The sequence below is a fragment of the Catellatospora coxensis genome, from assembly GCF_016862635.1.
Classification (GTDB): domain Bacteria; phylum Actinomycetota; class Actinomycetes; order Mycobacteriales; family Micromonosporaceae; genus Catellatospora; species Catellatospora coxensis.
The window spans coordinates 20,610-32,681 of record NZ_BONI01000068.1; the positions used below are offsets into that span (position 1 = coordinate 20,610).

Consider the following 12,072-nt stretch of genomic DNA (forward strand, 5'->3'; position numbering starts at 1 on the left):
ACTGCGAGGCTGGGCGGCATGGAGGAAGGGCTGTCGGTAGGCGAGGTCGCGGCCAAGACCGGGCTGACGGCATACACCCTGCGCTGGTACGAGCAGGTCGGGCTGCTCGACCCGATCCCGCGCGACCACGCGGGCCGCCGCCGCTACCGGCTGCGCGACGTCGAGCGGCTCGACCTGCTGACCAAGATGCGCGCCACCGGCATGCCGGTGCGGGAGATGCTCCGCTACATCGAGCTGGTCCGCGCGGGCACGCACAACCGCCGGGAAAGGCTGGAGCTGCTGGAACAGCACCGTACGACGGTGCTGCGCCAGATCAGCGAGCTGGAGCGCGACCTGGCCGTCATCGATCGGAAGATCACCAGATATCGGGGGTACCTAGATGCAGAGCAGACTGATTGACCCGGCCGGACCGGCGATCCCGGCGCTCGGCCTGGGCTGCATGGGCATGAGCACCAACTACGGCCCGGCCGACCAGGACGAGTCGCTGGCCACCCTGCACCGGGCGCTGGAACTGGGCGTGGTGCACTTCGACACGTCGGCGTCCTACGGCGAGGGCCGCAACGAGGAGCTGCTGGCGCGGTTCCTGCCCGGCAACCGCGACCGGGTCTTTCTGGCCACCAAGTTCGCCATCCGGCGCGACGGCGGCGTGCACCGGGTCGACTCCAGCCCCGGCTGGGCCCGGCAGTCCTGCGAGAACTCGCTGCGCCGCCTCGGCGTGGACGTGATCGACCTGTTCTACCTGCACCGGCGCAACCCCGAGGTCCCGATCGAGGACACCGTCGCGGCGATGGCCGACCTGGTCGCGCAGGGCAAGGTGCGCCGGCTGGGGCTGTCGGAGGTCGGTGCGCAGACGATCCGGCGGGCGCACGCGGTGCACCCGATCAGCGCGTTGCAGATCGAGTACTCCCTGTTCAGCCGTGACATCGAGGACGAGGTGCTGCCGGTGTGCCGGGAGCTGGGCATCCGGCTCGTGGCGTACTCGCCGATCGGGCGGGGCCTGCTCACCGGCACGATCCGGTCGACCGACGGCCTGGACGGCAGCGACAACCGGCTGAACCACCCGCGTTTCGCCGCCGGCAACCTCGATCACAACCTGGCGCTGGTCGACCGGATCCGTGACATCGCGGGCGCGGCCGGGTGCACCCCGGCGCAGGTGGCCATCGCGTGGGTACTGGCGCAGGGCGACGACGTGCACGCCATCCCGGGCACGACCCGCCGCACCCACCTGGCCGAGAACGTCGCCGCCGCCGACGTCGTGCTCACCGAGGAGCAGCTCGCGGCACTGAGCGGGCTCGGCCCCGCGGCGGGGGCGCGACTGTCGGCGTTCGCGCAGACGATGGTCGGCCACTGATGCCTGGGTGGCGCTCAGGTCGTATCGCGAGCGGGGAGGGCCATGATTGTGCCGTCCGAGGTTGACTTCTCCCGTGTTCTGCAACTGCTCCGGAGGGTTCCTTTGCCCCCCGAGGGCGAGGTTGTCCAAGGTGCGGACGACGCCCAGGTTGCCGCGATCGCAGAAAGATACGGCCAGCCTCTACCCAGTAGTTATGTGGAATGGCTGCGTGTCTGCAACGGTTCATCTGCGGGGCCGGGCGGGATATTCGGCGCACGTGTCCAGGCGAACCGGCCGGATGCTCTGGACATCCTGGATTTCCATCCCGAGTGGATCGATTTCGGCTGGATACCCGTGGCGGGCGATGGGTGCGGAAATTACTATGTGTTGGATTTCTCCAGGCGGTATATAGATCGGGACGCCGTTTTCTTTGTGGATTCCATGGATGGTGAAGGGCTGACCTATGTAGCTGCGAGCTGCCTGCCGATATTCCTTGAATCCCTGCTGGAGAGGGAGTTGGGCGAGCGGAGCTGGCCCTTTTCGGCTGCCTATGTCAAGGACAAGGATCCTGACATCATGCTGATTCGGGACGCGATTCTACTGCCCTGGTACGGCTGATCGCCTTCTCGGATGGTGCCGTCGCGCCGACATGCCGGCGCGACGGCCCTTCTCGGTGTGGATATGTTCAGGTCGTGCGCAGTGGTGGACCTGCCGGTCAGTCCGAGGCGGACGGCAGAGGGCCGGGTGGTGTGTGGCCCGGTCCCTGTCCGCCGGTCGAGGGCGACGGCACCAGGTCGGCGTTGCCGGGAACGTTCGGGCTGGCCCCGAGGCACAACGGCATGGGTTTGCAGCCGTCCGGCTTCGGCTTCTTCGACGGTTCGACGCCGTCGCCCACGCCCTCGGACTCGCCGAGCTTGCCGTTGGTGCCGTTGGCCAGGGGTTCCAGCGGGAGTTTCATGTCGGCGTGGGCCTGGTTCATGAAGCCCTGCCAGATCTCGGCGGGCAGGCCGACGCTGGTGATGTTGCCGCCGCCGAGCGCGGCGGGCCGGTAGATCGGGTCCGAGGCGTTCTTGACGTTGCCGACCCAGATGGCCGAGGCGATCTGCGGGGTGTAGCCGACGGTCCAGACGTTGGAGTGGGCCTTGTCCTGGACCTTGCTCTCCCAGGTGCCGGTCTTGGCGGCGGCCTGGCGGCCGCCCGCGAGCGCCCGGTAGTAGCTCTTGGGCAGCTGCTTGAGCATGCCGGTGACCTCGTCGGCGACTTCCTGCCGGATGCGCCGCTCGGCCTTGCTGACCTCGCCGGTGTTGGGCACCAGCCGGTACTTGCCGTTCTCGTCCTTCTTCTCGACGCGGAGCACGACGTGCGGCTTGTTGTAGACGCCGTGGTTGGCGAAGGTGGCCATGCCGGTGGCGTGGTCGAGCACGGTGATCGGGTACTGGCCGAAGCCGACCTGGTAGTCGAAGGAGGCGCGGCTGGTGTCGGTCTCGGGCTTGGTGAGGTCGCGGGCCTTGCCGTCGCTGACCGCCCACATGGTGTCGATGCCGGCGGCGTGGGCCATGGCGACGACGTTCTTCGGCTCGATCTTCTTGGCGATCTTGAAGAACGGCACGTTGAGGGAGAGCCGGGTGACGTCCTGCAGCGTGCACTTGCGCTTGCACTTGAGGCTGCCCGCGTCGCGGCCGGCGTTCTCCACCTCGTACGGGCAGAGCTTGTACTTGTCGCAGTTCCTCTTCTTGCCGGTGGCGACGATGGGCGTCGGGTCCCAGGTGGACTTGAGCGAGATGCCCGCGTCGATCGCGGCGGCCAGCGTGTACACCTTGAACGACGACGCCGGCGGGTGGCCGCCGTCCTCCCAGATGGTGCCCTCGTTGATCTTTCCGGCGTAGTCGATGCCGGTGCCGTCCGCGCCGCCGTAGTAGGCCAGGATGCGGCCGTTCCTCGGGTCGATGGCCACCCCGGCCGCGATCACGTTCTTGGGATAACCCTTGATCTTCGTGTACGCCCCGTCGACCTTGTGGTCCACGGCCTTGACGACGTCGTTGGTGCACTCCTTCTCGTCGCCCTTGCCCTTGCAGGTCTCCTTCCACTCGAACGTGCGGTACAGCTGCGCCTCCAGCGCCTTCTGCGCCTTGGAGTTGATCGTCGTGGTGATCCGGTACCCCTTGTTGCGCCAGTCGGTGATGCCCCAGGCGGCCATCTCCCGCTCGACGTATTTGTTGATCACGAAGCCGGTGCCGGTGCCCTGGATGCCGGTCTCGCCGGACCGGGCGGAGTACTTGCGCAGCGTCTTGTCCGGGTAGACCATCGCCGCGCGCTTCTGCGGGTCGAGCCGGCCCATCTCGACCATGTTGTCGAGCACGTAGTTCCAGCGGGTGCGGGCGGCGTCGGGGCTGAGGTGCGGGTCGTAGCCCTTGGTGCCGTCGTAGTCGTTGGGCTCGGGCTGCTTGAGCACCGCGCCGAGCACCGCCGCCTGCTCGACCGTCAGCTGGCTGGCCGACCTGTTGAAGTAGGCCTTCGCGGCCGCGCCGACGCCGCTGGAGCCGCGGCCGAACCAGACGGTGTTCACGTAGAACCCGAGGATCTCGTCCTTGGAGTGCTCCTCCTCCAGCCGCCGCGCCATCACCGCCTCGCGCAGCTTGCGGGCGTAGGTGACCTCCAGGTCCTTGGCCGCGTTGCGGGCGTACTGCTGGGTGATGGTCGATGCGCCCTGGGTCTCGCCGCCGGTCAGGTTGTTCCAGGCGGCGCGTGCGATGCCCCACAGGTCGATGCCGCTGTGGTTGAAGAAGTTCTTGTCCTCGCCCGCGATGAGCGCGACCTTCACCTCGTCGGACAGCCGGGACATGGGGACGATCTCGCGGTTCTCGCCGCCGAGCTTGGCGATCTGCTCGCCGTCGGCGGAGTAGACGAAGGTGTTCTCGTTGGGGCTGAAGTCGGCGGGCTCGGGGACCGAGTCGTAGAGGTAGGTGACGCCGATCAGGCCGCCGCCGGCGAGCATGACGACGATCGCCGCCGAGGCCAGCACGATGCTGCGCCACTTACGCCGCCAGCCCTTGCCCTTGCGGCCGGGGCTCTTGCCGGAGTTCTTGCCGTCCGGGTGGTCGCCGTCGGCGCCCTTGCTCGTGGGCAGCACGGTGGTGCGGTTCGTGCCGCCGACCGTGGCCCGGCCGGTGACGCCGCCGACGCTCGCCCGTCCGGCGGCGGACGGCACGGGGGCGCGGCCGGCGCCGGGGCGCAGCGGGGCCGGACCGGCCGGCGCGGGGCCGTGGCCGCCGCTGGTGCGGCCGGCCCGGTCGCCGCCGGGGCCGGGCCGGTCGGGGCGGACGCTGGGGCCGGGAGGCTTGCCGGGGCCGTCGGATGGCGCCGAGGCGCGGGCCGAGCCGGGTGCCGGGGGCGTGGTCATCGAGTCAACCCTTCCGGTCGGAGATGAGCTGAGTGCGGGGACAGGGGGAAGGAGCGGTGCGGCACCGCCCGGTGGGGCCTCGGCCCACGGCCAGGTGCGCCGCGTGGTGCTCAGGCGGCCCCGCTCAGCCCCCGGGAGACACCGTTCTCATGGGCGGCGAGGGCGACCTGTGCAAAGGCCACTCCACGTCCGACATCCTGCCTCACAAATCGGGTGAAGTCCGGCAAGACACCACGCTGCGGGCGTCGCGCCCGGCAGGGAGAAGCCCTGTGGCGTATCCCGAAAGCGGCGAGAAGTCCTCCGTGATGCGCCTGAGCTGGGGCAACGCAAGATCTGGACTTGACGGTCCAATTCTGCGGAGCTACGTTGGACCGAGCGGTCCAATACCGGCCGCGAGACTTCGATCAGGGACGGCGGCTGTGAACGACTACTACCTGCTCGGCAGGTCCGGGCTGCGGGTGAGCAGGCTGGCGCTGGGCACGATGAACTTCGGCGTGGACGGCTTCCATGCCGCGTACGGCAAGACCGAGAGCGAGGCCGAGCCGATCTTCCGGCGCTACCTGGAGGGCGGCGGCAACTTCATCGACACGGCGGACTTCTACACCGCGGGCGAGAGCGAGACCATCCTCGGGCGGCTGATCGCGTCCGCCGGGGTGCGCGACCGGGTGGTGCTGACCAGCAAGTTCACCAACACCGTCGACCCGTCCGACCCGAACGCGGCGGGCAATGGCCGCAAGCACGTCATGCGCGCCGTCGAGGCGTCGCTGAAGCGGCTCGGCACCGACTACCTCGACCTCTACCTGCTGCACACCTGGGACCGGATCACCCCGGTCGAGGAGGTGGTGCGCACCTTCGACGACCTGGTGCGCGCCGGCAAGATCCGCTATGCGGGGCTGTCCGACGTGCCCGCCTGGTACGCCGCCCGCGCCCAGAGCCTCGCCGAGGCCCACGCGCTGACCCCGATGATCAACCTGCAGCTGCCGTACTCCCTGGTCAATCGGGGCATCGAGGCCGAGTATCCGGCGATGGCCCAGTCGCTGGGCATGGGGCTGACCGCCTGGAGCCCGATCGGCGGCGGCCTGCTGTCGGGCAAGTACCGGCGCACCGGCGACGGGCTGGCCGGGGACGGGCGGCTCGGCGGGGGAGCGCAGCCGGTCGCCGAGCGCGACTGGGCGGTCATCGAGGTCCTGGAGCAGGTCGCGGGCGAGCTCGGCCGCAGCATGGCCCAGGTCGCGGTCAACTGGGTGGCGACCCGGCCCGCCGTGGGCTCGGTGATCATCGGGGCGAGCAGCGCCGGGCAGCTGGACGCCAACCTGGCCGCGCTCGACTTCACCATCCCGGCCGAGCTGCGCGACCGGCTGGAGCGGGCCGGAGCGCCGGAGCCGGGCGGGCCCTACGCGATGTTCACCCCGGGGTACCAGTCCTGGATCGTGAGCCCGGGTCTCGGCATCGGCGACAAGCCGGCCGGGTATGCCCCACCGGTCTGGAACGGCGCGGCCGCCTGACCTCAGCCGGCGCCGCTCCTCGCCGGGCGGCGCCGGCTCGCTCTATTTCGGACGGTCATTGCCGACCTGAGCTGCTGATATGCGGCATACTTGCATGTGTTCGGGCCGAAATCACGACCTTGTATGGTTGACACTGTCGATGCGTGTCGCAAGAATTACCTCCGGTCACCCCCGGGTGCGGCATCGCGACTGATGCTGCGCTCCCTCACCCCTGCCGGATCGTGCCGCCACGATCGCCGGACGGGGTGCCTTCTTGCTGCCCTCAGCGGGCCAGCGACTGCGCGCAACGGGGCTCGCGGACGATCCGTCACGCCATGATGCAGCCAGGGTCCGAAAGAGATGCGCCGTGTCCGAACGAACCATGCCCTCGTTCCGGGAAGTTCGCGCCGCAGCCGTACGCGCCGGGGAACCGGCGAGGCCGGCCCGGTGAGCTCCGCCCGCGGCACCTGCTTCGTCCCGCTGATGGTGGGCAACACCCCGCTGGTGGTGGTGCGCCTGCGCGTCGGCGGGCGGGCCGCCACCCTGCGGCTGAAGCTGGAGTCCTTCAACCCCTGCGGATCCATGAAGGACCGCACGGCGGTCGCGCTGTACGACTCGGTGGCGGACAAGCTCGACCCCGCCGTCGGCATCGTCGAGTCGACCTCCGGCAACCTCGGGGTGGCCCTGGCGAGCCTGGCCCGCGCCAACCGCGTCCGCTTCACCGCGGTCGTCGACCCGCGGGTGCCCTCGGCTGCCCTGCACGAGCTGCGCCGCCTCGACGCGACCCTGGTGCTGGTCGACGAGGAGGACGGCCGCGGCGGCTACCTGATGAACCGGCTGCGCCGGGTGCGGGAGCTGCTCGCCGAGCAGCCGGCCCTGTGCTGGACCAACCAGTACGACAACCCCGCCAACCCGCGCGCCCACGAGTTCGGCACCGCGCCCGAGCTGGCCGCGCAGGTGCCCGGGGACAGCGTGGTGCTGGTCGCGGTGTCCACCGGCGGCACGCTGGCCGGCATCCGCCGCTACGCCGCCGGGGCGACCCGCTGGGACGTGCGCGGCGTCGACGTGTACGGCTCGTACGCCGTCGGGCACGTGCCGGGCCGGCGGGTGCTGCCCGGCATCGGCTCCAGCCGCCGCTCGGAGTTCGCCGCGGCCGTCGACGGCCCCACCGAGTGGGTCGGCACCGACGACGCGGTGGCTGCCTGCCTGTGGCTGCTGGAGTCGTGCGGCATCGGCGTCGGGGCCAGCGCCGGGGCGCTGGTGTCGGCGGCGCTGCGCCTGATCGAACGCGAGGGTCTCGACGACGTCGTGTGCGTGTGCCCGGACGGGGCCCGCAACTACCTGAGCACCGTGTACTCGGCGGGGTGGCGGCGCGCGCACGGGGTCGACCCGGTGCCGCCGGCCGCCGTGTGCGAGTCGGTGGACTGGGAGGCGCCGTGAGCGAGTCGCCGCTGGCCGACTGGCACGAGCGGGCCGGGGTGCGGGTCGATCCGCGCCGGGTGCTCGGCGGCGACCTCGACGCCGGCAAGGTGCTGTTCCCGGAGCGGCTGATCCCTTACCTGGCGCATCCGCTGGTCGCCGGGCTCGACCCGGGGACCCGCGAGCAGCTGGTGGCGCGGCACGCGTACCAGTACTTCGCGTTCACCGCGCACTTCGAGACCCGGGTGGTCAACCGGGCCACCGAGCTCATCGCCAACGGCCGCACCGACGTCGTGCTCGGCGGCGACGTGCGCGAGGACGCGTACAAGATCTACTGCGACGAGGCGTACCACGCGCTGTACTCGTTCGACGTGGTACGGCAGCTGGAGGCGGCCACCGGCGTCGCCGCGCTGCCGTACACGTTCGAGCCGGTGATCACCGAGCTCGACGCCGTCGCCGCCGAGTGCCTGCCGCAGGCCGGGTCGCTGCCGTACCTGCTCCAGGTCGTGGTGTTCGAGACGCTGATCACGAGCCTGCTCGCCGAGCTGCCCAACGATCCCGACCTGGTCGGCCTGGTGCGCACCACGGTTCGCGACCACGCCCGCGACGAGGGCCGCCACCACGCCTACTTCGCCCGTTTCTTCCGGGAGCTGTGGACCGGCTGCGACCTGCGTACCCGGCGCGAGATGGCGACCGCGCTGCCCCGGCTGATCACCCAGAGCCTGCGCCCGAATCAGGACGCCGTCGCCGCGACGCTGCGCGCGGCGGGACTGGCCGAGCCGCAGGTGCGCGACGTGCTCGCCGACGTGTACGCCCCGGACCGGGTCCGGCAGACCGCCCGTGAGCAGTCCGTGCAGTCGGTGCGGCTGTTCCGGGCCGCCGGAGTGCTCGACCTGCCCGGCGCCGACGAGGCGTTCGCCCAGGAAGGACTGATCTGAACGTGTCCACAGAGGAACTCACCCGGACGCCCTGGTTCACCGCCGGGCTGCGCGGCCTGGGCGGCGCGGGACCGGTGCTGCTGATCTCCCGGGACGAGGTGGCGCGCTGCCTGGCGCTGCTGGATCCGGTGGCGATCGTGCGGGAGGCCCTGGTCGACCACCACGCGGGCCGCACCGTGCTGCCCGCCGAGGCGTACCTGCGCTGGGACAACGACCAGGGGGCCTACACCCGCTCGATCGCGATGCCCGGCGGTGTCGTGCGCGACGGCGGCCCGGCCGCGTACGGCATGAAGATCATCAACGCGAGCGTGTCCAATCCCGCCGCGGGCCTGGAACGGGCCGGCGGCGTCGGGCTGTGCTTCGACCCGCAGACCGCCCGGATCAGCGCGATCATCGAGATCGGCCTGATCAGCTCGGTACGCACCGCCGCGGTGTCACTGGTCGGCGTGCAGGCGGCCGGGCACGCCGACGCGACCTGCCTGGCCGTGCTGGGTTGCGGCACGCAGGGCGGCACCCACCTGTTCCTGCTCGCCGACCGGCTGCCCGGCCTGCGCCGGGTCGCGCTGCACGACGCCGAACCGGCGGCCGCCGCGGCCCTGGCCGAGCGGGTGCGCCGGCACCGCCCCGGGATCGAGGTGGCGGTGCTGCCCGACGCCCGAAGCGCGTTGCGCGACGCCGAACTCGTGGTCACCGCGACCACCGCCGACGACGGCTACCTCCCGCCGGACTGGATCAGGCCCGGCGCGGCGGTGGTCAACGTGTCCCTGGCCGACCTCACCGCCGAGGCCCTGCTGCAGGCCGGGCGGCTCTACGTCGACGACGTCGAGCTGGTGGAGCAGAACCCGCGCCGCCCGCTCGGCCGGCTCATGCAGCAGGGCCTGGTCACCGCCCCGGGTTCGACCGGCGGCGGCCGCCCGATCGACGCGACCATCGGCGCGCTCGCCGCCGGGGCCGTGACCGCCGCGCCGCCGGCGCCCACGTCGTACACGGTGATCAACCCGTTCGGCATGGGCGTGCTGGACGTGGCGCTGCTCGACGCGATCCGGCGCGCCGCGACCGGCCTGGGCCTGGGCACGGAGGTGGCGCTGTGACCACGACGCAGCCCCCGCAGGTCACGCCCGCGCTCGTCGACGTCGCGCGCAACCGCCGCCGCAGCCTGCTCAGCGTGCGGCAGCTGACCGCGGCGCAGCTCGACGCGCTCGTCGAGCGGTCGGTGGGCATCGCCGCCGCGCCCGCCGACGTCGCCCCGGTGCTGGACGGGCTGGTGGTCGCCACGCTGTTCGAGCGCACCTCTACCCGCACCCGCACCGCGTTCAGCGTCGGCGCGCTGCGCCTGGGCGCGAAGCTGCTCACCTACGACGCGGCCGGGCTGCAGCTGCAGACCGGCGAGACCATCGAGGACACCCTGCGGGTGCTCGGGCTCATGCTCGACGGCGTCGTCATCCGCAGCACCCGTACGCTGGCCGAACTCGACGGGCTGCTCGACCGGGGCGCGCCGCCGATCGTCAACGCGATGGCCCGCGAGGAGCACCCCACTCAGGCCGTCTGCGACCTGGCCACGATGCGCGCCCACCTCGGGGCGCTCGGCGGGATCTCCGTGCTGTACGTGGGAGAGGGCAACAACTCCGCCTCCGCGCTGGCGTACGCGCTGGCCCGGGTGCCCGGCGCGAAGCTCTCGCTGTACGTGCCGCCCGGCTACGGCCTGCCCGAGGAGCAGCTGGCGCTCGCCGTCGCCGACGCCGCGGCGCACGGCGCGCAGGTCCGGCAGGTCGAGCGGGCCGACGAGCTGCCCGACCACGTCGACGTCGTCTACACCACACGCTGGCAGACGACAGGCACCAGCAAACCCGACCCGGCCTGGCGCGAGACGTTCCGCCCGTACCACGTCGACGAGGCGTTCCTGGGCCGCTGGCCGGCCGCCCGCTTCCTGCACGACCTGCCCGCCCACCGCGGCGAGGAGGTCACCGGCGCGGTGCTCGACGGCCGGGCCAGCCTGGCCTGGCAGCAGGCGCGGATGAAGCTGTGCAGCGCCATGGCGGTGCTGGAGACCTGCTGGACGGCGCGATGACCACGCCGTGGCGAAAGGACGGATGAGGCATGCAACCCGCGGTTCTGCTCGTGTACGCCAAAGGCGGCCCGGCCCTGGAGTTCCTGCTGCCCCGGCTGGTGAGCCGGGCGCTGGTGGACGTGCTGCTGATCGGCGAACCCCAGGCTTGGCAGCGTGAGCTGCTGGAACGGCTCTGCCGACGGGTTGTTCCCGCCGATCCGTCGGCCGCCCTGCCCGACGAGATCGTCCGGGTGGCCACCGAGCTGCGCAGCGACGGGGTGCTGACGTTCTCCGAGTTCTGCGTCGTCGCCACCGCGCAGGCCTGCCTGCGGCTGGGCATCCCGGGGCCGGGGGAGGGCGCGGCCCGCTCGCGCGACAAGGTGCTGATGCGCCAGGCGTGGCAGGCGGCCGGCGTGCCCAATCCGGCGTTCCGGCCGGTGGACTCGCTGGCGGAGCTGGAGGCGGCCCGCGCCGAGATCGGCGGCGACGTGATCGTCAAGTCGGCGCTGGGCGCGGGCTCCATCGGGCAGGCGATGCTCAGCCCGGGTGAGGACGGCGCGGCGGTGTGGCGCGAGGTCGAGGCCGCCACCGAAGCGGCCCGCCGCTCCGGCATGAGCGAGCACGGCGACCGCACCGGCCCGCGCTACCTGGTCGAGGAGATCATCCAGTCCAGCGTGGACGGCTGGTACGACCAGCCCGGCTACGGCGACTACCTCAGCGTCGAAGGCCTGGTGGCCGGCGGGGTCTACCACCCGGTGTGCCTGACCGCCCGGCTGCCGACCGTGCCGGTGTTCGTCGAGCTGAGCAACCACGCGCCCTGCACGCTGGCCCCCGAGCTGCAGCAGCGCATCGCCGACGTGTGCCGCCGGGCGGTCGACGCGCTGGGCCTGGACACCTGCGCCACGCACACCGAGGTCAAGCTGATGCCGGACGGCACCGTGCGGCTGCTGGAGTCCGCCGCGCGGGCCGGTGGCGCGGCGGTCACCCGCGAGCTGGTCGAGGCGTACGGCGTGGACCTGATCGGGCTGCAGCTGGCGGCCGCGCTCGGGGAGCGTCCCGCGGTGCCGGACCGGTTGCTGCTGCCCGCCGACGCGCGTGGCGCTGCCGCGTCGCTGTCGGTCATCGCCGTCGACTCCACCGGCAAGCCCTGGTCGTCGCTGCCGCCGTTCCGGCCCGACCTGGTCGCCTGGGAGGAGCTGGTGTCCGCCGGCACCACCGTCGAGCTGGTGCGCGGGCAGTCCCAGCCGCTCGGCGCCCCCATGCCCGCGTTCCACCCGCACACCGGGGTGCTGGCGTACGCGGGCCTGCTGCTGGTCCGCGCCGCCGATCCGCTGACCCTGCGCGACGACTGCTACCGCATCCTCGACGGCCTCGAAGAGGCCATGACCAGGGCCGCTGCCGACGCCTGACCGAGCACCACCGCCGATCGAGTACGCACCGCCGCCGCCGCGGCG

At 71.9% G+C, this 12,072-nt stretch carries 10 protein-coding genes; 9 read left to right on the forward strand and 1 reads right to left on the reverse strand.

What is annotated here, in order from left to right; translation table 11 throughout:
• The first annotated feature begins 18 nt into the window (after positions 1 to 18).
• From Cco03nite_RS31320 to Cco03nite_RS31330, 3 genes are read left to right on the forward strand one after another with little or no spacing between them, the layout of a single operon-like run.
• Positions 19 to 399: a MerR family transcriptional regulator gene (locus Cco03nite_RS31320; protein WP_203696777.1), complete on the forward strand. Its 381-nt coding sequence runs from the start codon at positions 19 to 21 to the stop codon at positions 397 to 399.
• The gene (locus Cco03nite_RS31325) at positions 380 to 1,351 is read left to right on the forward strand and encodes an aldo/keto reductase (protein WP_203696779.1); all 972 of its coding nucleotides are present in this window, start codon (positions 380 to 382) and stop codon (positions 1,349 to 1,351) included. The genes Cco03nite_RS31320 and Cco03nite_RS31325 overlap by 20 nt, the downstream gene beginning before the upstream one ends.
• Before the next feature lie 42 nt (positions 1,352 to 1,393).
• Complete coding sequence (locus Cco03nite_RS31330; protein ID WP_203696781.1) at positions 1,394 to 1,948, forward strand: SMI1/KNR4 family protein; 555 nt, start codon at positions 1,394 to 1,396, stop codon at positions 1,946 to 1,948.
• A 97-nt stretch (positions 1,949 to 2,045) separates the two neighbouring features.
• On the opposite strand, the gene Cco03nite_RS31335 is transcribed toward Cco03nite_RS31330, so the two are convergent.
• Positions 2,046 to 4,730, reverse strand: coding sequence for a transglycosylase domain-containing protein (locus Cco03nite_RS31335; RefSeq protein ID WP_203696790.1), 2,685 nt, complete (start codon positions 4,728 to 4,730; stop codon positions 2,046 to 2,048).
• A 419-nt stretch (positions 4,731 to 5,149) separates the two neighbouring features.
• On the opposite strand from Cco03nite_RS31335, the gene Cco03nite_RS31340 reads away from it, so the two are divergent.
• The 6 genes from Cco03nite_RS31340 (at position 5,150) to Cco03nite_RS31365 (ending at position 12,027) form a co-directional block, all read left to right on the forward strand.
• Positions 5,150 to 6,235 (forward strand): aldo/keto reductase, encoded by a 1,086-nt coding sequence (locus Cco03nite_RS31340; RefSeq protein WP_203696792.1) that lies wholly within the window; start codon positions 5,150 to 5,152, stop codon positions 6,233 to 6,235.
• A 426-nt stretch (positions 6,236 to 6,661) separates the two neighbouring features.
• Positions 6,662 to 7,654 carry a pyridoxal-phosphate dependent enzyme gene (locus tag Cco03nite_RS31345; RefSeq protein WP_203696794.1) on the forward strand — a complete coding sequence of 331 codons (993 nt, stop codon included), beginning with the start codon at positions 6,662 to 6,664 and terminating at the stop codon, positions 7,652 to 7,654.
• Positions 7,651 to 8,571, forward strand: coding sequence for a diiron oxygenase (locus tag Cco03nite_RS31350; RefSeq protein WP_203696796.1), 921 nt, complete (start codon positions 7,651 to 7,653; stop codon positions 8,569 to 8,571). Before Cco03nite_RS31345 ends, Cco03nite_RS31350 begins: the two co-directional genes overlap by 4 nt.
• A gap of 2 nt (positions 8,572 to 8,573) precedes the next feature.
• Complete coding sequence (locus tag Cco03nite_RS31355; RefSeq protein ID WP_203696798.1) at positions 8,574 to 9,662, forward strand: ornithine cyclodeaminase; 1,089 nt, start codon at positions 8,574 to 8,576, stop codon at positions 9,660 to 9,662.
• Entirely contained in the window at positions 9,659 to 10,639 is a 981-nt protein-coding gene (locus Cco03nite_RS31360) for an ornithine carbamoyltransferase (protein ID WP_203696800.1), read from the forward strand. Before Cco03nite_RS31355 ends, Cco03nite_RS31360 begins: the two co-directional genes overlap by 4 nt.
• Positions 10,640 to 10,668: 29 nt before the next feature.
• Complete coding sequence (locus tag Cco03nite_RS31365; RefSeq protein WP_203696802.1) at positions 10,669 to 12,027, forward strand: ATP-grasp domain-containing protein; 1,359 nt, start codon at positions 10,669 to 10,671, stop codon at positions 12,025 to 12,027.
• The last annotated feature ends 45 nt before the right edge of the window (positions 12,028 to 12,072 follow it).

Coding starts and splice junctions, on each gene's coding strand:
- Cco03nite_RS31365 (WP_203696802.1), top strand. CDS start 10,669: ATGCAACCCGCGGTTCTGCTCGTGTACGCCAAAGGCGGCCCGGCCCTG.
- Cco03nite_RS31335 (WP_203696790.1), bottom strand. CDS start 4,730: ATGACCACGCCCCCGGCACCCGGCTCGGCCCGCGCCTCGGCGCCATCC.
- Cco03nite_RS31330 (WP_203696781.1), top strand. CDS start 1,394: ATGATTGTGCCGTCCGAGGTTGACTTCTCCCGTGTTCTGCAACTGCTC.
- Cco03nite_RS31320 (WP_203696777.1), top strand. CDS start 19: ATGGAGGAAGGGCTGTCGGTAGGCGAGGTCGCGGCCAAGACCGGGCTG.
- Cco03nite_RS31325 (WP_203696779.1), top strand. CDS start 380: ATGCAGAGCAGACTGATTGACCCGGCCGGACCGGCGATCCCGGCGCTC.